We start from the raw sequence: 24,175 nt of genomic DNA on the forward strand, positions 1-24,175 counted from the left end.
GTTCCGGGGCACGCGAAGCGTGAGCCCGGAATCTCGATCCCAAACCTCTGGATTCTCTGGTGCGCAATTGCGCACCGTAGTTCGCGCCACGCGCGCCCGGAACGACGGTTAGCCCCAATGGTCGCACTGCGTGGAAAAGAGATCGACGCCTTCCTCGCCCGCCCTGATGCGGGCCGTCCGATCATCCTGCTCTACGGTCCTGATGCCGGTCTGGTGCGCGAGCGCGCCGATGCGCTGATCGCGTCCAGCGTCGACGATCCCAACGACCCGTTCTCGCTGGTCAAGCTCGACGGCGACGAGCTCTCCGCCGAGCCGTCGCGCCTCGTCGACGAGGCGATGACGGTGCCGCTGTTCGGCGGCCGCCGCGCCATCCGCGTTCGCGCCGGCTCGCGCAGCTTTGCCAGCGGCATCGAGACGCTGGCCGAGATGAACGTGAAGGATTGCCGCATCGTGATCGAGGCCGGCGAGCTCCGCCCGGAATCGCCGCTGCGCAAGACCTGCGAGAAGGCCAAGACGGCGGTCGCGATCGGCTGCTATCCCGACACCGAGCGCGATCTTGCCAAACTGATGGACGACGAGCTGCGCATCGCGAATTTGCGGATCGCGCAGGACGCCCGCGCGGCGCTGATGTCCTTCCTCGGCGGCGACCGCCAGGCCTCGCGTAACGAGCTGCGCAAGCTGACGCTCTACGCCCACGGCAAGGGTGAGGTCACGCTGGATGACGTCATGGCCGTGGTCGCCGATGCCTCCGAGCTGAAGCTCGATCCGATCGTCGACGGCGCCTTCGCCGGGCGGCCCGATATCGTCGAGACCGAGTTTGCAAAGGCGATGATCGCCGGGACCTATCCCGGCGTGATCATCTCCGCCGCACAGCGTCAGGCCGCGTGGCTGCACAAATCCGCGCTCGCCATCGCCGACGGCCAGCCTGCCTCCGCCGTACTCGAGGGCGGCTATCCGCGCCTGCATTTTTCACGAAAGCCTGCAGTCGAATCCGCGCTGCGCAATTTCAGCCCGGCGCGGCTCGCCGCTGTGATCGAGCAGCTCGCAACCGCCGCGCTCGACACCCGCAAGCAGTCCACCCTCGCCGCCGCCATCGCCCAGCGCGCGCTGATGGCGATCGCCGCGAACGCGAAGCGGCGGGGATAGGCCCCCGCTCTCTCGCCACGTCATTGCGAGCGGAGCGAAGCAATCCAGAGTCCCTCGGCGGAAGGATTCTGGATTGCTTCGTCGCTGGCGCTCCTCGCAATGACGTGTGGAGAGAGTGACGTGAAAATGGCGCTACAGCGCGCCCTTGGCCAGCCGCTTCATCACCTCGTCGAGCTGATCGAGGTTGCGGTAGTTGATCTGCACGGAGCCGCCGGGATCGCGGTGGTTGACGGTGACCTTGAGGCCGAGCGCGTCGCTGACGCGCTTCTCCAGATCGATCGTGTCGGGGTCCTTTTCCTTGCCCCCGCTGGCGCGCGCCTTCTGCGGCTTGCGCTCTGGCACGCCCTCTTCGTGCGCGAGCGCCTCGGCCTGGCGGACGTTGAGACCTTCCTCGACGATGCGCTTGGCGGCGGCGAGCGGATCGGGCACGCCGATCAACGCGCGGGCGTGGCCGGCCGTCAGCTCGCCGGTCGCGATGAAGGCCTGCACCTCCGCCGGCAGCTTGGTCAGCCGCATCATGTTGGCGACGTGGCTGCGGCTCTTGCCGACGACCTTGGCAATGTCGTCCTGGCTGCGTTTGAACTCGTTGGCGAGCGCGTGATAGGCCTGCGCCTCCTCCATCGGGTTGAGGTCCTCGCGCTGGACGTTCTCGACGATCGCGAATTCCAGCGCGTCGCTGTCGCTGATGTCGACCGGCACGATCGGCACTTCGTGCAGGCCGGCCATTTGCGAGGCGCGCCAGCGTCGTTCGCCGGCGATGATCTCGTAGCGATCCTGCGCGCCCTTCACGGGCCGCACCACGATCGGCTGGATCACGCCATGCTGCTTGATGGAGTCGGAGAGCTCCTTCAGCTCGGTGTCCGAAAACGTGCGACGCGGGTTGCGCGGATTGGCCTTGATGAATTCGATCGGCACCTTGCGCTGCGCGCGCGGACGATCGACATGCTGGGCCTCGCCGCCGACGTCACCGATCAGACTTGCAAGACCCCGGCCCAGTCGCGAACGCGCTTCATCGGCCATCGCCAGCTCCCTTGGATTCACGGTGCAGCACTCCAGAACTGAATTATCGTAGGGTGGGCAAAGCGAAGCGTGCCCACCGATTGTGTGCGGAAGACGGTGGGCACGGAAAACGCCTTTGCCCACCCTACGGGAGCGTCAATGCGTCGTGCGCAGCTCGCGCTCGCGCTGGATCACTTCGGTGGCAAGCCGCAAATAGGCTTCGCTGCCGACGCATTTGAGATCATAGACCAGCACCGGCTTGCCATAGGACGGCGCTTCCGAGATGCGCACGTTGCGCGGGATCATGGTCTTGTAGACCTTCTCGCCCATGAACTGGCGGACGTCGGCGACGACCTGGTTCGACAGGTTGTTGCGCGAGTCGAACATGGTCAGCACGATGCCGTGGATCGACAGGTTCGGATTGAGCGTCGAGCGCACCTGCTCGACGGTCTGCAAGAGTTGCGACAGACCTTCGAGCGCGAAGAACTCGCACTGCAGCGGCACCAGGATCGCATCCGACGCCGCCATCGCGTTGACCGTGAGCAGGTTGAGCGAGGGGGGGCAGTCGATCAGCACGTAGGTGTAGTCGGCGTCAGGTGAGACGTTGTTGTTGAGCGCGCCGATCGCGTCGCGCAACTTGAAGGCGCGACCGGGCGTGGTGCCGAGTTCGAGCTCGAGGCCGGAGAGGTCCATGGTCGAGGGTGCGATGTGCAGCCGAGGCACCGCGGTCGAGACCACGGCTTCGCGCAGAGGCGCTTCACCGATCAGCACGTCATAGGTCGAGCAGGAGCGGTTGCGGCGATCGATGCCGAGGCCGGTCGAGGCGTTGCCCTGCGGATCGAGATCGACGATCAGGACGCGCTCGCCAATCGCAGCGAGCGCCGTGCCGAGGTTGATCGCTGTGGTTGTTTTTCCCACACCGCCTTTTTGATTCGCCAGCGCGAGAATGCGCGGATGGCCATGGGGGACCTCATCGGTCTTTTGGGCCGTCTGTTCTTGCTGCGGTTCGTCAATCACGCTCATCGCGATTCCCCAATCACCCCTCAGCCGCGCCGTTCGGCGGCATTGAGCTCCACGATCCACCCGTCGCCCGTGCGGCTTTGGTAGAGCTGCGGCCGAATATTCCAATATTTAGCGGCTTCGGTCAATTCAGCCTCTACATCTTGACCCTTGAGAAATAACGCCTTTGCGCCCTGGCGCATCAGCGGCTCCGCAAAGCCGATGAGTTGATGTAGCGGAGCCAGTGCACGCGCGGTGACGCAATCGACGGGGCCGGTGATTCTATCCACATTATCCCCGATCTCAGCGAGATGTACGACTCCCGGAGATGTGGTGACGCGGATCGCTTCGCGCAAAAAGGCGGCCTTCTTGGCAATTCGCTCGACGAGATGGACGCTCGCGCCAGGTGTGCCGGCCATGGCGCAGGCGAGCACGACCCCGGGAAATCCGCCACCGCTGCCGAGATCGGCCCAGCGCTTTGCGGCCGGCGCGAGATCGATCAGCTGAAGCGAGTCGGCGATGTGCCGGGTCCAGAGCTGCGGCAAGGTCGAGGGCGCGACCAGATTGGTCTTGGCCTGCCACTCCCGCAGCAGCGCGATGTAGCGATCAAGTCGCTCCTCGGTTTCACGTGAAACGGGCGCGAGCTTGAGGGCCGCGGTCTTGTCGGCGGCGATGATGGAATCGAGCGCCTTGTCGTTGGCAACGGCCTTGCTGGCCGTTGGGCTGACCGATCCCGCCTCCATTCGGCGCCCAGCGCCCTCGCCCGCTCCGGGTCGTCGCGTTGGCGGTCGATCCCCGCCCGATCCGCGCTGTTTCACGTGAAACGCCTATGCGATTGGCTTTATGCGATTGCTTTGGAAGTCTTTCGTGCCTCGCGGCGCAGATAGGCCGCGAGAATGCCGAGCGCCGCCGGCGTCATACCGTCGATGCGGCCGGCCTGGCCGACGGTGAAGGGTCGTGCCTTCTCCAGCTTGGCACGCACTTCATTGGAGAGACCGGGAACGAGCTGGTAATCGACGTCCGCCAGCACCATGCCCTCGTCGCGGCGGAAGGCTTCGACGTCGGCGCTCTGGCGCTCCAGATAGACGTCGTACTTGGCGTCGATTTCGAGATGGGTGGCGATGACGGGATCGACGGCCGACAGCTCCGGCCAGATCGCGCGGACCTGGCTCCAGCCGATCTCCGGATAGGCCATCAGCTCGAAAGCCGAACGGCGCTGGCCATCCCGGTTCAGCGACAGCCCGTGCTTGATCGCCTCGTTCGGGGTAATGGTCAGGGACTTCGAGAGCGTCCTGGCGGCGTTCAACGCATCCATCTTGGCGCGATGATGCCGGGTTCTGGCGCTGCCGACGCATCCCAGCGCGATGCCCTTCTCCGTCAGGCGCTGATCGGCATTGTCGGCCCGCAGGGTCAGCCGGTACTCGGCGCGCGAGGTGAACATCCGATAGGGCTCGCTGATCCCGCGGGTGACGAGGTCGTCGATCATCACACCGAGATAGCCGTCGGCACGATCGAACACGGTGAGCGCGGCACCGCTGGCGGAAAGCGCCGCATTCAGGCCAGCAACAATGCCCTGCCCGGCGGCTTCCTCATATCCGGTGGTGCCGTTGATCTGCCCGGCCAGGAACAGCCCGCGCAGACGCTTGGTCTGCAGGGTCGGATCGAGCTCGCGCGGATCGATGTGGTCGTATTCGATGGCATAGCCGGGGCGGACCATCTTCACCCGCTCCAAGCCGGGAATGCTGGCAAGGATCGCAAGCTGGACCTCCTCCGGCAGCGAGGTCGAAATGCCGTTGGGATAGACGGTCGTATCGTCGAGCCCTTCCGGCTCCAGGAAGATCTGGTGGCCGTCGCGGTCGCCGAAGCGGACGATCTTGTCCTCGATCGAGGGACAATAACGCGGTCCGGAACTCTTGATCTGGCCGGAGTACATCGGGGAACGATGGACATTGGCCCGGATCACCTCATGGGTCGCCGGCGTGGTCCGGGTGATCCCGCATTGGATCTGCGGCGTCGTGATCCGCTCGGTCATCACCGAAAACGGCTCCGGCGGCTCGTCGCCGGGCTGCATCTCGACCGCCGACCAGTCGATCGTGGTGCCGTCGAGACGCGGCGGAGTGCCGGTCTTGAGACGTCCGAGGGTAAAGCCGGCGCGCTCGAAAGAGCTGGAAAGGCCCAACGCAGGCGCCTCGCCGACCCGGCCGGCGGGCCAGTTCTTCTCACCGAGATGAATCAGCCCACGGAGAAAGGTACCGGTGGTGACGACAACCGCCCCTGCCCGAAGCTCACGGCCATCGGCCAGACGCAGGCCGGTCACCCGGTTATCGACCACGATCAGCTCGTCGGCTTCGTCCTCGATGACGAAGAGGCCTTCGGTCTCTCGGATCGCCGCCTGCATCGCCGCCGCGTAGAGCTTTCGGTCTTCCTGAGCCCGGGGGCCACGCACGGCGGGGCCCTTACGGCGATTGAGAACGCGAAACTGGATGCCGCCGGCATCGCCGACACGGCCCATCAAACCGTCGAGCGCATCGACCTCGCGGACCAGATGGCCCTTGCCGAGCCCACCGATGGCGGGATTGCAGGACATTGCGCCAACCGTGGAGAAACGGTGCGTCACCAGAGCGGTCGTAGCACCCATCCGGGCAGCGGCAGCCGCGGCTTCACAGCCGGCGTGGCCGCCGCCAATGACGATGACGTCGAAACTCTCTCGCTCTGTTCGCATGGACGGACTTCTAGCTCAGAGCTGGGAAAGCCGGAAGTGGAAACTCGGGAGCGGCGTTTCACGTGAAACAGGCGCAAGCCCCAAGTCGGAACCATTTTCGCGAAAACAACCCCGTGCACAGTAGGAGGTGCATTGATCCATCTGGTGTTTCACGTGAAACAAATACGCTCCTGGGCCGAGCGATGCTCGACCAGACATCCTGTCACGTGCCCTCACCGCGCCGCCGTAGCCGCTAGTCGGGGGGGGGGCGCCACGTACCGCGTCATAATCCGTCATTGGAACGCAGCGAAGCAATCCAGGATCTCGTGGAGGGAGGCAGTCTGGATTGCTTCGTCGCAAGGGCTCCTCGCAATGACGGGGAGAGAGCGGCGTTTCACGTAAACAAAGCGAGGAGCGCCCGTGTTTCACGTGAAACAGAAGAAATGGAACAAGCGCTAGTTCTAGAATCAAATACTAGCCCTACTTTCCGATGCAGAATTTCTGGAAGATGGCACCAAGGACGTCCTCAACGTCCACGCGGCCCAAGAGCCGGCCCAAGGCATAGGCCGCCGCTCGCAGCTCTTCGGCCGCGAGCTCCTCGCCGTCTTCTACAAGGTCCAGACTTCGGCGCAAGCTGTCTGAGGCCCGGCTCAACAAGTCCCGCTGGCGGGCCCGGGTCACCATGGCGCCCTCGGTGGTGCCGAAGAACTCGGAAGCGAATCTCACCAGCGCGTCGACCAGTTCAGGGATGCCGTCGCCACGGCTGGCCGAGATCCCGAACTCGCCTGCCGGCTCGGCACCCCCGGCCCCGCCGAGATCGATCTTGTTGCGTACGATCCAGACCGAGCTACTGGATCGATCGTCTTCGGATTTCCTCAACGACCGCATCGCCTCTGGATCGACGGCGTCCCCACCCTCCACCAGCCACAGCACCAGATCGGCGTCCTCCGCTCGCGCGCGGGCCCGGCGCACGCCTTCCTGCTCCACAGGATCGTCGGTCTCGCGGATGCCGGCGGTGTCGATCACCGTGACGGGATAACCGTCTAGATCGAGCTGCACCTCGATCACGTCCCGCGTGGTGCCGGCATGCGGCGAGACGATCGCGACCTCGCGGCGCGCCAGCTGGTTGATCAGCGTCGACTTGCCGACATTCGGCTCGCCCGCGATCGCAACCACCAGGCCATCGCGCAGCCGTTCGGAATGTCCCTGTGCCGCAAGCACTTTTGCGATTTCGTCGTGAAGCGCCTTGATCGCTTTCACTGCCGGCGCCCTCAGCTCCGCGGGCACGTCGCCTTCATCGGAAAAATCGATGCCGGCCTCGATCAGCGCGGAGGCCTGGATGATGCGCTCGCGCCAGTCGCGCGCGCGGTCGCCGAGCAGGCCCTGCAGCTGGCGCAGCGCCTGGCGGCGCTGGCGGTCGGTGTCGGCGTGAATGAGGTCGTCGAGCCCCTCGGCCTCGGTCAGGTCGAGCTTGCCATTCTCGAAGGCGCGCCGGGTGAACTCGCCGGGCTCCGCCGCGCGCGTATTCGGAATATCTGAAAAAGCGGCGAAGAGCGCCGCCAGCACCGCCCGGCCGCCATGGACGTGAAATTCGGCAATGTCCTCGCCCGTCGAGCTGGCCGGTCCCGGAAACCAGAGCACGACCGCATCGTCGATCGGCTGGCCTGCGCCGTCCCGGAGCAGCCGCCGGCTCGCCTGTCGCGGCGCCGGCAACCGGCCCGCAAGCGTCGTCAGCACCAGGCCGGCTTGCGAGCCGGAGACGCGCACCACCGCGATCGGGCTGGGCGCCCGGCCGGATGACAGCGCAAAGATGGTCTGGTCTCGCGGATGCATGGCCTATTTGTGCGGCTGCCGGTGAAAAGGCAAACATCCGTTTTCAGCCTGGCCAGCGGCTGGATTTTGCCGCACCAGATCTCGCAACAACTTATGCTGCATCGCAATCGTCTCGCAGCATTTTTGCTGCAAGAATGCGCCCCCGCGCAGGAGACAGGCCGGCGGAAATTCAAGTATTATTGTAAGATATCAATAGATTAAAAGATGCCCGAGCTCCGGTGGCTGATACCATTCATGCTGCACTATGCTGCAGCAAAGCCGCAACAAAAAGGGCGCCCGAAGGCGCCCTCTGATCTTGCTGCAGTGCAACTCAGGTGTTCATGGAGTCGAAGAACTCCGAATTGCTCTTGGTCGAGCGCAGCTTGTCGAGCAGGAAGTCGATCGCGTCCATCGTACCCATCGGATTGAGGATGCGGCGGAGCACGTACATCTTCTTGAGCACCTGCGGATCGGTGATGAGCTCCTCCTTGCGGGTGCCGGAGCGCGAGATATCGATCGCCGGGAAGGTGCGCTTGTCCGAAACCTTGCGGTCCAGGATCAGCTCGGAGTTACCGGTGCCCTTGAACTCTTCGAAGATGACTTCGTCCATGCGGCTGCCGGTATCGACCAGCGCCGTCGCGATGATGGTCAGCGAGCCGCCCTCCTCGATGTTGCGGGCCGCGCCGAAGAAGCGCTTCGGGCGCTGCAGCGCGTTGGCGTCGACACCGCCGGTCAGCACCTTGCCGGATGACGGCACCACGGTGTTGTAGGCGCGGCCGAGGCGCGTGATCGAATCGAGCAGGATCACGACGTCGCGGCCGTGCTCGACCAGGCGTTTTGCCTTCTCGATCACCATCTCGGCGACCTGAACGTGGCGCACCGCCGGCTCGTCGAAGGTCGAGGACACCACCTCGCCCTTCACCGAGCGCTGCATGTCCGTGACTTCTTCCGGACGCTCGTCGATCAAGAGCACGATCAAATAGCATTCGGGATGGTTGTGGGTGATCGAGTGCGCAATGTTCTGCATCAGCACGGTCTTACCGGTCCGCGGCGGCGCCACGATCAATGCGCGCTGGCCCTTGCCGATGGGCGCAACGATGTCGATCACGCGTGCAGACAGGTCTTTCCGCGTCGGATCGTCGATCTCCATGCGGAAACGCTGATTCGGAAACAGCGGCGTGAGGTTATCGAAATTGACCTTGTGCTTGGCCTTTTCCGGGTCCTCGAAATTGAGCGTGTTGACCTTCAGCAGCGCGAAGTAGCGCTCGCCCTCTTTCGGGCTGCGGATATGACCTTCGATGGTGTCGCCGGTGCGCAGGCCGAAACGGCGGATCTGCGAGGGCGAAACGTAGATATCGTCCGGACCCGGCAGATAATTCGCATCGGGCGAGCGGAGGAAGCCGAAGCCGTCGGAGAGCACCTCGACGACGCCCTCGCCGACGATATCGGTCTCGGCCAGCGAGAGCTGCTTGAGGATGGCGAACAGCAGCTCCTGCTTGCGCATGGTGCTGGCGTTTTCGACCCCGTTCTCTTCCGCGAACGAGACGAGCTCGGCCGGGGTTTTCGACTTGAGGTCCTGGAGTTTGATTTCCCGCATTGGGGTGGTCCTGTGGGGTAACCTGAAAAAGAGGGGGGTGCGAGGTGGCTGTGAAATGCGGACGCGAGCAGGTGCAGGTAAGGTCCGCAGGTCTGGCAAGGTTAAGCGCCGGTGAGGCTTCAAACCTGATGCGGTGTCCGGCCTCTGGAAGGCTCGGACACAACCACATCCGCCTGCGTTGGGTGGGATATCGCTAATATAGAAAATCGCTCAACGCTCCGCAAGCCGAAGCGCTGAGCTAATCGCCGCGCGGTTTGCCTAGAACGGCTTCACGATCACCATGACGACGATGAAAATCATCAGGACGGTCGGCACCTCATTGATAATCCGATAGAATTTCTGGCTTCGTGGACGCTTATCAGCGGCAAAATCCTTGACCCAGCGGGAAAAAAAGCCGTGGACCGCCGATAGCACCAGGACCAGTGCCAGTTTTACGTGCAGCCAGCCGAACGAGAACCAATGTCCGGACCAGGCGAGATAGAGCCCGGCGAGCCAGGTGACCATCATCGCGGGGTTGATGATCGCCTTGAGCAGCCGGCGTTCCATGACCTTGAACGTCTCGGACTGCTTCGAGCCGATTTCGGCCTCGCAGTGATAGACGAACAGCCGCGGCAAATAGAGCATGCCGGCCATCCAGGAGATGACGGCGATCACGTGCAGCGCCTTGATCCAGAGATAGACGTCTTCGAACATTTTCGACGGTCCGGGTTGCTGTCCAGCTCGGGAGCGCTGGGGATAGTAAGAACTCGTTAAGGTCTTACCCCGCACACATATCCGTCCGTAGCGCCTTCCTCAAATCTAGAATCTTAGATTCTTAAGGTTTGAGTCTATGTGACCGTGGATTGGACTCACGCAATTCCGTCCGCGCGTTCGCGCGCGCTTGTTCACATCCATCCACATATTCCGGACAGCCTTTGTCGACTTCCGATAAGTCAGTCGGCTTCAAAGGCTTGCGCGTTTGTATCGGCAGCTTATCAAGGGACTTGTCCGCGCAATCCCGTTTCCCTCTCGGCGGGGCGCCGGACTTGTCCTGATCGGCAGCAGTGTGAAGAAAATCGCCGCTTGTCCCGCCCCTGGTGTCGCGCATCCCTTTCCGAGAGGTTAAGCTCCACAGAAATCCACAAACCACCCCAACGAAATTCAAAGGGTTTTTGTGCCGACCTCGAACAATTATTTCCATCTCCACCTGGTCTCGGACTCCACGGGTGAAACGCTCATCACCGTGGCGCGCGCGGTCGCGGCCCAATACGCCAACGTGACGCCGGTCGAGCACGTCTATCCGCTGGTGCGCAGCCAGAAGCAGCTCGACCGCGTGCTCGACGAGATCGAGGAAGCACCGGGGATCGTGCTGTTCACGCTGCTCGAGAAGGATCTGGTCGCCAGACTCGAGGACAAGTGCAAGCAGATCAATGTTCCGAGCCTCTCGATCATCGGGCCGGTGATGCAGCTGTTCGAAGCCTATCTGGGCGCTGCGACCACCGGCCGTGTCGGCGCCCAGCACGTGCTCAACGCGGAATATTTCAAGCGCATCGACGCACTGAACTACACGATGATCCATGACGACGGTCAGCATGTCGAAGGTCTCGACGAGGCCGATGTGGTCCTGGTCGGCGTGTCCCGGACCTCGAAGACACCGACCTCGATCTATCTCGCCAATCGCGGTATCCGCACCGCCAACGTGCCCCTGGTGCCGGGCATCCCCGTGCCCTCGCAATTGGAGACGCTGACGCGGCCGCTGGTCGTCAGCCTGCACGCGACGCCGGAACGCCTGATTCAGATCCGTCAGAATCGCCTGCTTTCCATGGGCGCCGAGTCCGGCAGTGACACCTACACCGACAAGCAATCGGTCACCGAGGAGGTCGCGTTCGCACGCAAGCTGAGCGCCAAGCACGACTGGCCGCTGCTGGACGTCACGCGCCGCTCCATCGAGGAAACCGCGGCGGCGATCATGAAGCTGTATAGCGACCGCCAGCGCAACCGGCCGTCCGAGTAAGTGTCGCCGATGAGTTTGTGGCGCGGCAAAAGTCCGTTGATCCTGGCCTCGCAAAGCAGCGCGCGCAAAATGCTGCTGGCCAATGCCGGGCTCGAATTCGTAGCTGTCACCGCTGATATCGACGAGCGCGGCATTCAGGCCGCGTCAAAACTTTCGGATCCGCGCGAGATCGGCCTGTTGCTGGCGCGCGAGAAGGCCAAGGCGGTCTCTGCCGGTCATCCCGGACACTTTGTGATCGGCGCCGACCAGACGCTGGCCCTCGGGAACCGTCTCTTCAACAAACCGGCCGGCCGCGCCCAGGCGCTGGCGCAATTGCGCGATCTCGCCGGTCAGACGCACGAGCTGAATTCAGCCGTGGCCGTGGCGCAGGATGGCAGGATCGTCTTCGAGGACGTTTCCGTGGCGCGCATGACCATGCGGCCCATGAGCGAAGCCGAGCTTTCGGCCTATCTCGACGCCGCCGGCGAGGCCGTGACCAGAAGCGTCGGTGCCTATCAGCTCGAGGGCCTCGGCATCCATCTGTTCGAGCGCATCGAGGGCGACCATTTCACCATTCTCGGCCTACCGCTGCTGCCGCTGCTTGCGTATCTGCGGAGCGAGAAGCTAATTGCGGTGTAGATGCGACAGAAGGCTGGGTGCTGATGCGGATTCTCGGACTGACCGGCTCGATCGGGATGGGCAAATCCACTACCGCGAAATTGTTCGCGGAGGCCGGCGTTCCCGTCTACGACGCCGATGCCGCCGTGCATCAGCTCTATGAGGGCGAAGCTGCCCCCGCAATCGAGGCCGCCTTCCCCGGCACCACCGCGAACGGCAAGGTCGACCGGCAAAAGCTGTCGGCGCGCGTCGTGCACGATCCCGCCGCGATCAAGCAGCTCGAGCAGATCGTGCATCCCATGCTCGGCGCTTCCCGGCAGAAATTCTTTGCCGATGCCGAGGCAGCCAGGGCGCCGGTCGTTGTGCTGGACATCCCGCTGCTGTTCGAGACCGGCGGCGAGAAGCGGGTCGATGCCGTGGTCGTGGTCTCGACCTCGCCGGAGCTTCAGCGCCAGCGGGTGCTGGCGCGCGGCACGATGGACGAGGCCAAGCTCGATGCCATCATCGCCAAGCAGATGCCGGATGCCGAGAAGCGCAAGCGGGCCGATTTCGTGGTGGATACCTCACACGGCCTTGACCCGGTGCGCGCCCAAATCGCGCACATCCTGGCCGAGGTCGTTAAGATGCCGCAGCGGCGGATCTGATTCGCCACCTCACACGGCTTCTTAAAGACATGCGCGAAATCGTCCTCGACACTGAAACCACCGGCCTCGATCCGCTGCGCGGCGATCGACTGGTCGAGATCGGCTGCGTCGAGATTTTCAACCGCATGCCGACCGGACAGACGTACCACGTCTATATCAACCCTGAGCGGGACATGCCGGCGGAAGCGTTTGCGGTGCACGGATTGTCGTCCGAATTCCTGACGACGAAGCCGTTGTTCCACGAGGTCGCCGACGACTTTCTCGCGTTCATTGGCGACGCCCCGCTGGTGATCCACAACGCTTCGTTCGATATCGGCTTCATCAACGCCGAGCTCGACCGCATCGAGCGCGCTGCGATCCCGCGCGAGCGCCTGGTCGATACGCTGCTGCTCGCGCGTCGCAAGCATCCCGGCGTGTCCAACCGGCTCGACGATCTCTGCTCGCGCTATTCGATCGACAATTCACACCGCACCAAGCACGGCGCGCTGCTGGACGCCGAGCTGCTCGCCGAGGTCTATGTCGATCTGGTTGGAGCGCGGCAGTCGCAGCTGCTGCTGGCCTCGGACACCGAGGAGATCAGGGTCAACAGCGCCGGCGATGCGCCGCGGCGGCAACGTCTGGTGCCGCTCGCGCCGCGGATTTCTGAAGCCGAGCGCGAGGCCCATCGGGCCTTCATCGCGACCATGGGTGACAAGGCGATCTGGAACGAGTACCTGCCCGCTCCAGCCGTGGCGGTCGCCGCTCAGGCCTGACCGGCTTGACCCTGAGCGGCCATTTGTCGCTCCATGTTCTGGCGATACAGACCGACGAAGTCGACCGGATCCAGCATCAGCGGTGGGAACCCGCCGTCGCGCACCGCGGTGGCGATGATCTCGCGTGCGAACGGGAACAAGAGGCGCGGGCACTCGATCATGACCAGCGGATGCAGGTTCTCCTTGGGCACGTTGACGATCCGGAACACGCCGGCATAGGCGAGCTCGAACGAGAACATCACTTTACCTGCGGTCTCGGCCTTGCCCTCGACCGACAACGTCACCTCGAATTCCTGTTCGCTGAGATTGTTGGCGCTGACGTTGATCTGGATGTTGATCTGCGGCGGCTGGCTCTGCTGCTGGAGCGAGCCGGGCGCGTTGGGATTTTCGAACGAGAGGTCCTTGGTATATTGCGCCAGCACGTTGAGCTGGGGAGCCTGGGCCGCCTCGGGAGGGGTGCCGTTACCGTTGGTCATGAAAGTGTCTCCTTACCCGATTGGGGCTGAATTTCGCGGCGGTTGGCTAACATAGGGCCGGCTCGTTCCACAAGGACGAACGGTCCCGGACGGGAATTCGGCCCGCGCTCGCGCCTTGGACGCTCATCCTGCCTTTTCCGCGAAATTTCGCCTTAAACGATTGAAGATGCGCGATTTCCGGCCAGGATCGGGTTTCCCCTTAAGCATAAAACGCGCTACACTTGGCGCTGTGCCAAAAGGCGCCATTGGCCGGGCAAGATTTCGTGCCTACATCCCACGGACCTGACGCGGACCTAATATGGTGATGTAGACTTGCCGTTTCCGAAAGGAACGGTCTACTGGCCGGATTGATTTTCCCGGCAACGAGCCCTGAAAAGACCAGAAAGCGGATACGACGTGGACATCTACACCATCATATTCCTGGCGCTGGCCGTCTTCATCTTCTTGCGGCTGCGTAGCGTGCTGGGGCAGCGCACGGGCAATGAGCGGCCTCCGTTCGATCGCACCGCCGCCCGCAATGCGCTGGGAGGTGCCCAGGACAACAACGTCGTGACCGTGCCGGGCAAGGTGATCGACCAGGCGCCGCTGGCGCCGACGGCCGAGCCGACCGCACCGGCCGATCGCTGGAAGGGGCTGGCCGAGCCGGGCACTGCGCTGGCGCAGGGTCTCGATTCCATCGTCGAGAAAGACTCCAGCTTCGACCCGCGCCATTTCCTCTCGGGCGCGCGCGGCGCCTACGAGATGATCGTGCTGGCTTTCGCCAATGGCGACCGCCGCGCGCTGCGCGATCTGTTGTCGTCGGACGTCTATGACAGCTTCGACGCCGCGATCAAGGAACGCGAGAGGAACGAGCAGAGGACCGAGACGCGCTTCGTCTCAATCGACAAGGCCGAGCTCGTCGGCGCCGAGCTGCGCGACCGCAACGCGCAGCTGACCGTGCGCTTCGTCTCGCAGATGATCTCGGTCACCCGCGACAAGACCGGCAACATCGTCGATGGCAGCGCCGAGACGGTCGCCGACATCACCGATATCTGGACCTTCGCCCGCGACACCTCCTCTCGCGATCCGAACTGGAAGCTGGTTGGCACCGGAAGCGCGAATTAAGACTTTCCTGAAGAACAGCGCGACGGCGCTTTGCGCAGGCGCCGTCGTGCTGTCGTCGTTTTCGCTCGGTGCCGAGGCGGCGCGGCGTCATCACCGCAGTCACTACCATCATCTGCCACGAACGCCTGCCGCTCCGCCGCGGGCCTTGCCCTATCCACAGCTCTCCCTGCCGTTCGAAATTCCCGGCGCGCAATATCTGCCGCTGGCCTGGGCAGACGTGAAGGGTTGGGGCGACGACAATCATCTCACGGCGTACAAGACCTTCCGCGCCAGCTGCAAGTCGATCAATGCGCAGAGCGGCGCGGCCGAACCCAAGGCCGAATCCAAGGCTTTGGGTGCCTCGTTGGCTGAGCCCTGCCGGGCCGCCAAGACGCTCGATCTCACCGACGACGGCAAAGCGAAGACCTTCTTCGAGGAGAATTTCACGCCGCTGCGGATCTCGCGGCTCGGCGAGCCCGACGGTTTCGTCACCGGCTATTACGAGCCGGTGCTGGAGGGATCGCGGACACAGACCGATGTCTACAACGTGCCGGTCTATCGCCGCCCCTCGAACCTGTTCGTGCGCGGCTACAAGCAGGACTCGGTCAGCCTGCCCAACAAAGGCCCGGTCTATCGCAAGATCGGCCGCCGCAAGCTGGTGCCCTATTACGACCGCGGCGAGATCGAGGACGGCAAGATCGCGGGCCGCGGGCTCGAGATCGCCTGGCTGAAGGATCCGACCGATCTGTTGTTCGCCCAGATCCAAGGCTCGGCGCGGATCAAGTTCGAGGACGGCAGCTCGGTTCGGCTCAATTACGACGCCTATAACGGCTATCCCTACACGGCGGTCGGTCGCATCCTGATCGAGCGCGGCATCATTCCGAGGGAAGAGATGTCGATGCAGAAGATCAGGGAATGGATGACGCAGAATCCTGAAGGCGCCAAGGAGCTGCGCCGCGCGAACCGCGCCTACATCTTCTTCCGCGAGGTCAACCTCTCCGACAAGGAGGAGGCAGTTGGCGCGCAAGGCATTCCCTTGACTGCGGGACGTTCGATCGCGGTCGACAAATCGCTTCATGTCTACGGCACGCCGTTCTTCATCGAGGGCGAGCTGCCGATCGAGTCCGAGCGCGCCAAGACGCCGTTCCACCGGCTGATGATCGCGCAGGACACCGGCTCGGCCATCATCGGTCCCGCACGCGCCGATCTGTTTTTCGGCGCCGGCGCGGATGCCGGCCGCGTCTCCGGCCGGCTGCGCCACCCCATGCATTTCGTGATGCTGGTGCCGAAGAGTCTCGATCCCGCCCCGCGAGCCGCGAAGCTGCCGATCCCGGACCCCAGGCCCTCGGAGAAGATCGCAAAGCTGTTTCCGCAGACCGATCCGGCAAAGACCGGCACGCCTGTCGCCGCGGCGGCGCAAGGCAAGAGCGAAACTGTCGCCGTCGCCGGCCCCGTTCCGCTGCCGGTGCCGCGTCCCGCGATCGAGCCTGCCCCTGAGCCGCGCCGTCCGGCGAAGAATCGTCCTCACCGTCCGCAATGAAGCGACCCTCCCGTCCGCCCGTGCTGGAGCCTCGCCCCTCGCCGCGCCGTCGCGCGCTGAGCGAGGAGGAGCGTGAGCTCTGGGATCTCGTTGCAAAGCATGTCAAGCCGCTGCGGAAGCATCGCGCGGTCAAGGCGCATGCCCCGCGCGCCGAGCCTTCGCCCGGGACCCAGGTGACCAGGACTTCGCTACCGTCAAGGCCGGTTGCCGCTGCACCGGCGCCGCGCGCCGCAAAGCCGTCGATTCCGCCGCTTGCGCCGCTCGGCAAGCGCGAGCGGACAAAGCTGTCGCGCGGCCGCAGCGAGATCGACGCGCGGCTCGATCTGCACGGCATGACCCAGATGCGCGCCCATCGCGCGCTGGCCGGCTTCCTGCACCGCGCCCATCAGGACGGCCTCACCTTCGTGCTCGTCATCACCGGCAAGGGACGCAGCGGCGGCGAAAGCGGCGTGCTCCGCCGCCAGGTGCCGGAATGGCTCAGCCTGCCCGAATTCCGCGCCTTCGTCGTCGGCTTCGAGGAAGCCGCGATCGGCCATGGCGGCGAGGGGGCGCTGTATGTGCGGATCAGGCGAGCGCGAGGGTAGAGAGTTCTGGCGGGCGAGTTCGGTGCAACCTCTCCCGCTTGCGGGAGAGGTCGGCGCGCGAAAGCGCGGCGGGTGAGGGTTCTGTCCTCTTGGGGGCTTTTGGTTGCGGAGAGAGCCCTCTCCCCAACCCTCTCCCGCAAGCGGGAGAGGGAGCGCACCGCCTAAAACGGGCGAATGATTCCAACGCGCGGGATCAGCGTGAGTATCAAGCCGAAGATGTTGGTCTTTCGATCCTCGGCCGGAATCAGCGGCGCTTCCTGCTTGGCCGGCAGCATCGTCACGGCATGCAGGATCAGGAACATGCAGACCGCCCAGTTCGAGATCCAGCGCGAATAGTCGAACACCATCGCGAACATCACGAGATAGGCGACGCTGATGCCGACCAGCGCGGCGATGACGAGCCGCTTGTGCCGCTCGCTCGCGAGCGCACCGATCAGGCTCGCGAAGAAACGCCATAGCGGCGTGTGCAGCCAGATCAGCAGCGCGAACACGGGCACGCCGAGGATGTTGTGCGGCAGACGGCTCCAGGTGTCGGCAACTTCTTTGGCCAGCGGCTGGTACCAGATGTAGGCGAATTGCAAGAGGTCGGTGCGCGCCGGATCGGCCATCCGGCTCTTCAGATAGGCGATGAAGTCCGCTTCGGGGATCGGCATCGTTCCCATAAACTGCGCGGCGAAGAACAGCGCCGAGACGGCGGCAAGGGCGATCACACCGAAGACGACATTGCTGCGATCACAGCCGCAAGCGAGGTAGTGCCGGATCACGACGATGGTGATGATCGTCGGCACATACATCAAGAGATGAATGTGATGGATCAGCACGAGAATGATCGAGAACAAAGCAGCCGTCGCCACGAAGACCAGCGAGCCCGCCGGCATCAGCAAGAGGATGATCGCCAGCGCGCAGCCATAGATGTCGAAATGGCCGAGCGTGTGCATGAAATTCTTCAGGAAGAACGGCGAGCCCGCGGTGAAGACGAACAGCGGCAGTGTTTTCGCGGAGAAGCCGAACGTGTTCTGGAAGAGCCTGGCATAAAGGCCCAGCGTTGCAAGCCACGTCGTCCCGCCGAGCGCGAACACCAGCCACACCGGCACCTTCGCCGTGAACAGCGCGACGATTGCCCCGATCAGCGCGCGCTTGATGAAGCCGAAATGATAATCGACCAGCAGATGGATGTAGGGGACATAAGGCGGCAGCTGGATCTTGTGGACGAAGACGCCAACGATGACCGCCGCGTTGATCGCGAGCAGGAGCCGCCAGGGATTTTGCAGGATGCGTACGGTCACGCCGCATCAATAGCGTGACCGCTCCAAATTACAAAATGAACCGGCTCAGATCCGCGTTCTTGGCGAGGTCGCCGATGTGCTTTTGCACGTAATCCGCATCGAGCCGGACGGTCTCGCCGTTGCGGTCGGGGGCGGTGAAGGAGATCTCGTCCAGCACCCGCTCCATCACGGTCTGCAGCCGCCGGGCGCCGATGTTCTCGACCGTTGAATTGACGGCAACCGCAATGTCGGCCAGCGCATCGATGGCGCTGTCGGCGATGTCGAGCGTCACGCCCTCGGTCTGCATCAGGGCGACATATTGCTTGATCAGCGAGGCCTCGGGCTCGGTCAGGATGCGGCGCATGTCGTCGCGGGTCAGCGCCTGCAATTCGACGCGGATCGGCAAGCGGCCCTGCAATTCCGGCAACAGGTCGGACGGCTTGGCGACGTGGAAGGCGCCGGAGGCGATGAACAGGATGTGGTCGGTCTTGACCGCGCCGTGCTTGGTCGAGACCGTGGTGCCTTCGATCAGCGGCAGCAAGTCGCGCTGCACGCCCTCGCGGGAGACGTCGCCGCCGACGCGGCCATCGCGGGCGCAGATCTTGTCGATCTCGTCGAGGAACACGATGCCGTTGTTCTCGACCGCGCTGATCGCTTCCAGCGTCAGCTGCTCGGTGTCCAGGAGCTTGTCGGATTCCTCGTTGACGAGAATTTCGTGCGAGCCTTCCACCGTGAGCCGCCGCGTCTTGCTGCGGCCGCCCAGCTTGCCGAAGATGTCGCCGATCGAGATCGCGCCCATCTGGGCGCCCGGCATGCCCGGGATCTCGAACATCGGCATGCCGCCGCCGGACGACTGCGTCTCGATCTCGATTTCCTTGTCGTTCAATTCGCCGGCGCGCAGCTTCTTGCGGAAGGATTCCCTCGTCGCCGAGCTCGAATTGGCGCCGACCAGCGCGTCGAGCACGCGCTCCTCGGCGGCGAGCTGGGCCCGCGCCTGCACGTCCTTGCGCTTCCTCTCGCGCACCTGCGCGATCGCGACCTCGACGAGATCGCGGATGATCTGCTCGACGTCGCGGCCGACATAGCCGACCTCGGTGAACTTGGTCGCCTCCACCTTCAGGAACGGCGCATTCGCGAGCTTGGCGAGCCGCCGCGCGATTTCCGTCTTGCCGACGCCGGTGGGGCCGATCATCAAGATGTTCTTCGGCAGCACCTCCTCGCGCAGGGAGCCGGTCAGCTGTTGCCGGCGCCAGCGATTGCGCAGCGCGATCGAGACGGCGCGCTTGGCGTCGCCCTGGCCGACGATGAAACGGTCGAGTTCGGAAACGATTTCGCGGGGGGAGAAGTCTGTCATGTCTGATTAGCTAGGGCGGGAGGCAGCCAAGGACAAGCCGCATTTTGGGTCAGATGATCGGCGGGCCGGATTGCCATTGCTTCACGGCCTCGATCGGATGGATCAGCATCAGGATATTGAGCGTCAGATTGTCGCGAATGTGGAGCGCCAGCACGATCTCGAAGGCCAGCCCCAGCAGCACGGTCGCGGTGACAGGCAGCGCGCGCGCGGCCAGGAACCCGAGGATCATGGCCAGATTGTCCGAGACCGAATTGAGGATGCTGTCGCCGTAATAATCCAGCGAGATGGTGCCGGCGCGGTATCGCTCGATGATGAAGGGCGAGTTCTCGACGATCTCCCAGGCGCCTTCGATCAGTATCGCAATGATCAGCCGTGCCGGCCAGGAGAGACGCAGAAACGGCAATCGTGCGAACAGCAGCCAGGTCAGGCCGTAGAACAGGAAGCCGTGCAGGACGTGTGAGAACGTGTACCAGTCCGCGATCTGCTGGGAATTCTCCGAGCTGTTCACCACGCCGTGCCACAGCTTGATGGTGCCGCAGGTGCAGATCGGCACGCGGCCCATCGCAAGCAGGATCGCGGCCTGCAGCGCCAGCAGCAACAGCGCGATGCCGACCCAGGCGAGCGGCGGGACAGCGACCTTGCTCTCGCGGGCCTGCACCAGCGTCACGGTTCGCGCACCATCAGCAAGGCCGGACCGTCCGGCGTCTCGACCATGCGATCGCGGACGAATCCCGCTTTCTCGTAAGCGCGTATCGCGCGCGCGTTGAGCGGGTCCGGATCGGTGACCATGCGCGGGAGGCCCTGCCGAAACCGTTCGTCGACGAATTGGCGCGTCAACGCCGAACCATGGCCGCGCGCGATCATGTCGGTTTCGCCGATGAACTGGTCGATGCCACGCGTGCCCTCCGGTTGCGGCCCGAAGCCCGTATTCCAGGCGGTCAGGCGGTAGCATTGAAGATAGCCGAAGGGCCTGTCGCCGGCCAATACGATGAACTGGTCCATTGCCGGCTCATCGAGATCGCCGCTGACGAGCGAAAACTGCTCGTCCGGATCGCCCCACCACTCCCTCACATGCGCCTCGCCCAGCCATCGCCGGATCAGGGGCAGGTCGGCCACGGTCATCGGGCGGAAGGCGTAGGTGGACGCCATCGCCTAGCCGCTTGCCAGGCTCTCAATGGTCAGATTCCGGTTGGTGTAGACACAGATGTCCGCGGCGATGTCGAGCGAGCGGCGGACGATGGTCTCGGCGTCCTTGTCGGTGTCGAGCAGGGCCCGGGCGGCCGCCAGCGCGTAATTGCCGCCGGAGCCGATCGCCATCACGCCGGCCTCGGGTTCGAGCACGTCACCGGTGCCTGTCAGCACCAGGGAGACGTCCTTGTCGGCCACGATCATCATGGCTTCCAGCCGCCGCAAATAGCGGTCGGTGCGCCAGTCCTTGGCGAGCTCCACCGCCGCCCGGGTCAGCTGCCCCGGATATTGCTCGAGCTTGGATTCGAGCCGCTCGAACAGGGTGAAGGCGTCGGCCGTGGCGCCGGCAAAGCCGCCGATCACGTCGCCCTTGCCGAGCTTGCGGACCTTCTTGGCGTTGGACTTGATCACGGTCTGGCCGATCGAGACCTGGCCGTCGCCGCCGACCACCACCTTGCCGCCCTTGCGGACCGTTAGAATCGTGGTGCCGTGCCAGCCCGGCGAGCTGTTCTGGGAGTCCTGCATGAAATACCTCGTTGTCCGGCCTGATTTAGGCGGTCCGGGGCTGGGGCACAACGGGCCGTTCCGGCCCTAGATTCTGCTCACCATAGGCGGAAGTGGTGCCATGCTTGAGCGTTCCCGCAGTAGCGAAGGCGTCGTTTGGCTGTTAATAGACTGGCGTTTTCGGCTCCTAAGCTAGAATGGAAACCGCACTTCAATGCGCACCGCGACGATCAAGCGCAAGACCAAGGAAACCGACATCGAGGTCTCCGTGAACCTCGATGGCACCGGCGTGGCCAATATCGCGACCGGCATCGGCTTTTTCGACCATATGCTCGATCTCCTCGCCCGCCATTCCCGCATCGACCTCACGGTCAAGGCGGTGGGCGATCTGCACATTGATTATCACCATACCACCGAAGACACCGGCATCGCGCTTGGCCAGGCGGTCAAGCAGGCGCTCGGCAACATGGCGGGCATCACCCGCTATGCCGGCGTGCACATGCCCATGGACGAGACGCTGACGCGCGTGGTCATCGACATCTCGGGCCGCCCGTTCCTGGTGTTCAAGGCCGACTTCCCCCGCGCCAAGATCGGCGAGTTCGACACCGAGCTGGTGCGCGAGTGGTTCCAGGCTTTTGCCATCAACGCCGGCGTGACTCTCCACGTCGAAACCCTATATGGCGATAACAGCCATCATATCGCCGAGTCCTGCTTCAAGGGTCTGGCGCGGGCGCTGCGCACCGCCGTGGCGATCGATCCGAAGGCGGCGGGCGAAATCCCCTCCACCAAGGGCTCGCTCGGCGGCTGACATCTCCGTCTTGCGGCGAACGCTGCTGGCGGCATCACTGAATTTCGAGAACGGGGCATCACCATGCCTGTCTACACAGTTCACGCTCCCTCACCCGCCGGAGCCGATCTGCGCGCGACCGACAGGTTCGTGTTCGTGCGCGACGGCTTCCATTTCTGGGCGATGATCTTCGGTCCGTTCTGGCTGTTGTGGAATCGGCTGTGGTTGGCGCTGATCGGCTATCTGATCTTCGTGGCCGCGTTCAACGCGGGGCTGTCGAGCCTCGGCGTCGGGCGCTCTTCGATCTTCTTCGCCGATCTCATCGTCGCGGTACTGATGGGCTTTGAGGCCTCGAGCCTGCGCCGCTGGACCTTGTCGCGCGGCAAGTGGCGGCAGCTCGACATCGTGGTCGGCGACGACGGCGATACCGCGGAGCGCCGCTTCTTCGAGCGCTGGAGCGAGAAGAACGGCATCGCTGGCGATCAATGGACCATCGATCGCGGCGGCCCGCCGCCGACCCGGAATGTGCCGGGTCAGCCATTCTCGAACCCGCCGCCGATTCCGGCCGGCGGCATCATTGGGTTGTTTCCAGAACCGGGAGGGTCAAGATGAGCGTCGCCATCATCGATTACGGTTCCGGCAATCTGCATTCCGCCGCGAAAGCCTTCGAGCGCGCCGCGCGCAGCCTGGAGAGCCCGCAAAAGGTCTTCGTCACCAGCGATCCCGACCAGGCTTACGAAGCTGACCGCCTGGTGCTGCCCGGCGTCGGCGCCTTCGCCGATTGCCGGCGTGGGCTCGACGCCGTCAACGGCATGGTCGAGGCGATCACCGAAGCGGTGCGCGTCAAGGCGCGGCCGTTCTTCGGCATCTGCGTCGGCATGCAGCTGATGGCGAGTCGCGGCAAGGAACACGTCATCACCGAAGGCCTGAACTGGATCGGCGGCGACGTCGAGAAGATCACGCCGCGCGATGAAAACCTGAAGATCCCGCACATGGGCTGGAATACGCTCGAGGTGCTCAGGGAGCATCCGGTGCTGGACAAGCTGCCGCTCGGCCCGAAGGGCCAGCACGCTTATTTCGTGCACTCCTACCACCTCAACCCGGCCAGCGAGGCGGACGTGCTCGCGCGCGCCGATTACGGCGGGCCCGTCACCGCGATCGTCGCGAAGGACACCGCCATCGGCACGCAGTTTCACCCCGAGAAGAGCCAGCGTTTTGGCCTGGCTCTGATCTCGAACTTTTTGCGATGGAAACCGTGATGGATTGCACGGCTTTCACCTCGTCATTGCGAGCGCAGCGAAGCAATCCAGCGTCTTTCCGCGGCGGCAGTCTGGATTGCTTCGCTGCGCTCGCAATGACGGAGTGCTTAGCTGGCAGATCCGTTCCCATGATGGGGACGAGAGCAGGTGCGACATGATTCTCTTTCCCGCGATCGACCTCAAGAACGGCCAGTGCGTGCGCCTCGAGCAAGGCGACATGGCGCGCGCGACCGTGTTCAACCTCAATCCCGCCGCGCAGGCGCAGAGCTTTGCTGCGCAGGGCTTTGAATATCTCCACGTGGTCGACCTCGACGGCGCCTTCGCCGGCAAGCCGGTGAATGCTGACGCCGTCGAGGCGATGCTGAAGACGATCAAGATTCCGGTGCAGCTCGGCGGCGGCATTCGCGATCTCAAGACCGTCGAAGCCTGGCTCGACAAGGGCATCACCCGCGTCATCATCGGCACCGCCGCGGTGCGCGATCCTGAGCTGGTGAAGTCTGCGGCGAAGACATTTCCCGGCCGCGTCGCGGTCGGGCTCGATGCGCGCGACGGCAAGGTCGCGGTCGAGGGCTGGGCCGAGACGTCGCAGGTCACGGTGCTTGAGATCGCCAAGCGTTTCGAGGATGCCGGCGTTGCCGCCATCATCTTCACCGACATCGCGCGCGACGGCCTGCTCAAGGGCTTGAACTTAGAGGCGACGATTGCGCTCGCCGATGCCATCTCGATTCCCGTGATCGCCTCCGGCGGCCTCGCCTCGATCGAGGACGTGAAGGCGATGCTGACGCCGCGCGCGAAAAAGCTCGCGGGCGCGATCGCGGGCCGTGCTCTCTACGACGGCCGGCTCGATCCCGCCGCCGCCCTCACCTTGATCCGCGACGCGCGCAGGAGCTGACCC

At 64.1% G+C, this 24,175-nt stretch carries 25 protein-coding genes; 12 read left to right on the forward strand and 13 right to left on the reverse strand.

Going from position 1 to position 24,175, the window contains the following annotated elements; translation table 11 throughout:
* The first annotated feature begins 117 nt into the window (after nt 1-117).
* Nucleotides 118-1,146 (forward strand): DNA polymerase III subunit delta, encoded by a 1,029-nt coding sequence (gene holA, locus N2602_RS00820; RefSeq protein ID WP_260381462.1) that lies wholly within the window; start codon nt 118-120, stop codon nt 1,144-1,146.
* A gap of 132 nt (nt 1,147-1,278) precedes the next feature.
* Here holA and N2602_RS00825 read toward each other — a convergent pair whose 3' ends face one another.
* The 7 genes from N2602_RS00825 to hemJ all read right to left on the reverse strand — a co-directional run bounded on the left by N2602_RS00825 (nt 1,279) and on the right by hemJ (nt 9,947).
* Complete coding sequence (locus N2602_RS00825) at nt 1,279-2,166, reverse strand: ParB/RepB/Spo0J family partition protein (RefSeq protein WP_260381463.1); 888 nt, start codon at nt 2,164-2,166, stop codon at nt 1,279-1,281.
* Nucleotides 2,167-2,301: 135 nt separating this feature from the next.
* A complete protein-coding gene (locus N2602_RS00830; protein WP_260381464.1) occupies nt 2,302-3,168 on the reverse strand; it encodes a ParA family protein in 867 nt (288 codons plus the stop codon).
* Nucleotides 3,169-3,188: 20 nt separating this feature from the next.
* The gene (rsmG, locus tag N2602_RS00835; protein WP_260381465.1) at nt 3,189-3,962 is read right to left on the reverse strand and encodes a 16S rRNA (guanine(527)-N(7))-methyltransferase RsmG; all 774 of its coding nucleotides are present in this window, start codon (nt 3,960-3,962) and stop codon (nt 3,189-3,191) included.
* A gap of 23 nt (nt 3,963-3,985) precedes the next feature.
* A complete protein-coding gene (gene mnmG, locus N2602_RS00840; protein WP_260381466.1) occupies nt 3,986-5,866 on the reverse strand; it encodes a tRNA uridine-5-carboxymethylaminomethyl(34) synthesis enzyme MnmG in 1,881 nt (626 codons plus the stop codon).
* A 459-nt stretch (nt 5,867-6,325) separates the two neighbouring features.
* A complete protein-coding gene (mnmE, locus tag N2602_RS00845; protein WP_260381467.1) occupies nt 6,326-7,678 on the reverse strand; it encodes a tRNA uridine-5-carboxymethylaminomethyl(34) synthesis GTPase MnmE in 1,353 nt (450 codons plus the stop codon).
* A gap of 310 nt (nt 7,679-7,988) precedes the next feature.
* A complete protein-coding gene (gene rho, locus N2602_RS00850; RefSeq protein ID WP_011083462.1) occupies nt 7,989-9,254 on the reverse strand; it encodes a transcription termination factor Rho in 1,266 nt (421 codons plus the stop codon).
* 258 nt (nt 9,255-9,512) lie between these two features.
* Nucleotides 9,513-9,947, reverse strand: coding sequence for a protoporphyrinogen oxidase HemJ (gene hemJ, locus N2602_RS00855; RefSeq protein WP_172787825.1), 435 nt, complete (start codon nt 9,945-9,947; stop codon nt 9,513-9,515).
* Between the two features lie 460 nt (nt 9,948-10,407).
* Between hemJ and N2602_RS00860 the strand changes: the two genes are divergently transcribed.
* From N2602_RS00860 to dnaQ, 4 genes are read left to right on the forward strand one after another with little or no spacing between them, the layout of a single operon-like run.
* Nucleotides 10,408-11,247, forward strand: a complete 840-nt coding sequence (locus N2602_RS00860) for a pyruvate, water dikinase regulatory protein (protein ID WP_100233242.1) — start codon at nt 10,408-10,410, stop codon at nt 11,245-11,247.
* Between the two features lie 9 nt (nt 11,248-11,256).
* Nucleotides 11,257-11,865 (forward strand): nucleoside triphosphate pyrophosphatase, encoded by a 609-nt coding sequence (locus N2602_RS00865; protein ID WP_260381468.1) that lies wholly within the window; start codon nt 11,257-11,259, stop codon nt 11,863-11,865.
* A gap of 23 nt (nt 11,866-11,888) precedes the next feature.
* Nucleotides 11,889-12,488, forward strand: coding sequence for a dephospho-CoA kinase (gene coaE / locus N2602_RS00870; protein WP_260381469.1), 600 nt, complete (start codon nt 11,889-11,891; stop codon nt 12,486-12,488).
* A 29-nt stretch (nt 12,489-12,517) separates the two neighbouring features.
* Nucleotides 12,518-13,240 (forward strand): DNA polymerase III subunit epsilon, encoded by a 723-nt coding sequence (dnaQ, locus tag N2602_RS00875; protein ID WP_260381470.1) that lies wholly within the window; start codon nt 12,518-12,520, stop codon nt 13,238-13,240.
* Here dnaQ and secB read toward each other — a convergent pair.
* Nucleotides 13,231-13,716 (reverse strand): protein-export chaperone SecB, encoded by a 486-nt coding sequence (gene secB / locus N2602_RS00880; RefSeq protein ID WP_172787821.1) that lies wholly within the window; start codon nt 13,714-13,716, stop codon nt 13,231-13,233. The two genes, dnaQ and secB, sit on opposite strands and share 10 nt — an antisense overlap.
* A 396-nt stretch (nt 13,717-14,112) precedes the next feature.
* Between secB and N2602_RS00885 the strand changes: the two genes are divergently transcribed.
* Genes N2602_RS00885 through N2602_RS00895 form a run of 3 tightly spaced genes read left to right on the forward strand, consistent with a single transcriptional unit; the run spans nt 14,113 to nt 16,923 of the window.
* A complete protein-coding gene (locus tag N2602_RS00885) occupies nt 14,113-14,820 on the forward strand; it encodes a Tim44/TimA family putative adaptor protein (protein WP_172787820.1) in 708 nt (235 codons plus the stop codon).
* A complete protein-coding gene (locus tag N2602_RS00890) occupies nt 14,798-16,339 on the forward strand; it encodes a murein transglycosylase A (protein WP_172787819.1) in 1,542 nt (513 codons plus the stop codon). Before N2602_RS00885 ends, N2602_RS00890 begins: the two co-directional genes overlap by 23 nt.
* A complete protein-coding gene (locus N2602_RS00895) occupies nt 16,336-16,923 on the forward strand; it encodes a Smr/MutS family protein (RefSeq protein WP_260381471.1) in 588 nt (195 codons plus the stop codon). Before N2602_RS00890 ends, N2602_RS00895 begins: the two co-directional genes overlap by 4 nt.
* A gap of 161 nt (nt 16,924-17,084) precedes the next feature.
* Here the strand turns inward: N2602_RS00895 and N2602_RS00900 are convergent, their stop codons facing one another.
* The 5 genes from N2602_RS00900 to hslV are packed head-to-tail and all read right to left on the reverse strand — an operon-like array spanning nt 17,085 to nt 21,255.
* Complete coding sequence (locus N2602_RS00900) at nt 17,085-18,209, reverse strand: hypothetical protein (RefSeq protein ID WP_260381472.1); 1,125 nt, start codon at nt 18,207-18,209, stop codon at nt 17,085-17,087.
* A gap of 28 nt (nt 18,210-18,237) precedes the next feature.
* Nucleotides 18,238-19,542, reverse strand: coding sequence for an ATP-dependent protease ATPase subunit HslU (gene hslU / locus N2602_RS00905; protein WP_172787816.1), 1,305 nt, complete (start codon nt 19,540-19,542; stop codon nt 18,238-18,240).
* Between the two features lie 49 nt (nt 19,543-19,591).
* Nucleotides 19,592-20,203, reverse strand: coding sequence for a DUF2585 domain-containing protein (locus tag N2602_RS00910; protein WP_260383816.1), 612 nt, complete (start codon nt 20,201-20,203; stop codon nt 19,592-19,594).
* Between the two features lie 2 nt (nt 20,204-20,205).
* Complete coding sequence (locus tag N2602_RS00915) at nt 20,206-20,691, reverse strand: GNAT family N-acetyltransferase (RefSeq protein WP_260381473.1); 486 nt, start codon at nt 20,689-20,691, stop codon at nt 20,206-20,208.
* 3 nt (nt 20,692-20,694) lie between these two features.
* Nucleotides 20,695-21,255, reverse strand: a complete 561-nt coding sequence (hslV, locus tag N2602_RS00920; protein WP_018646043.1) for an ATP-dependent protease subunit HslV — start codon at nt 21,253-21,255, stop codon at nt 20,695-20,697.
* A gap of 193 nt (nt 21,256-21,448) precedes the next feature.
* On the opposite strand from hslV, the gene hisB reads away from it, so the two are divergent.
* From hisB to hisA, 4 genes are all read left to right on the forward strand, one after another.
* Entirely contained in the window at nt 21,449-22,042 is a 594-nt protein-coding gene (hisB, locus tag N2602_RS00925; RefSeq protein WP_212257841.1) for an imidazoleglycerol-phosphate dehydratase HisB, read from the forward strand.
* A gap of 63 nt (nt 22,043-22,105) precedes the next feature.
* Nucleotides 22,106-22,633 carry a DUF2628 domain-containing protein gene (locus N2602_RS00930; RefSeq protein WP_212257840.1) on the forward strand — a complete coding sequence of 176 codons (528 nt, stop codon included), beginning with the start codon at nt 22,106-22,108 and terminating at the stop codon, nt 22,631-22,633.
* Nucleotides 22,630-23,280 (forward strand): imidazole glycerol phosphate synthase subunit HisH, encoded by a 651-nt coding sequence (hisH, locus tag N2602_RS00935; protein WP_212257839.1) that lies wholly within the window; start codon nt 22,630-22,632, stop codon nt 23,278-23,280. Before N2602_RS00930 ends, hisH begins: the two co-directional genes overlap by 4 nt.
* A 154-nt stretch (nt 23,281-23,434) precedes the next feature.
* Nucleotides 23,435-24,172, forward strand: a complete 738-nt coding sequence (gene hisA, locus N2602_RS00940; protein WP_260381474.1) for a 1-(5-phosphoribosyl)-5-[(5-phosphoribosylamino)methylideneamino]imidazole-4-carboxamide isomerase — start codon at nt 23,435-23,437, stop codon at nt 24,170-24,172.
* Nucleotides 24,173-24,175 lie beyond the last annotated feature (3 nt).

It is taken from the genome of Bradyrhizobium sp. NC92 (assembly GCF_025200865.1).
In the GTDB taxonomy this organism is placed as follows: Bacteria; Pseudomonadota; Alphaproteobacteria; order Rhizobiales; family Xanthobacteraceae; genus Bradyrhizobium.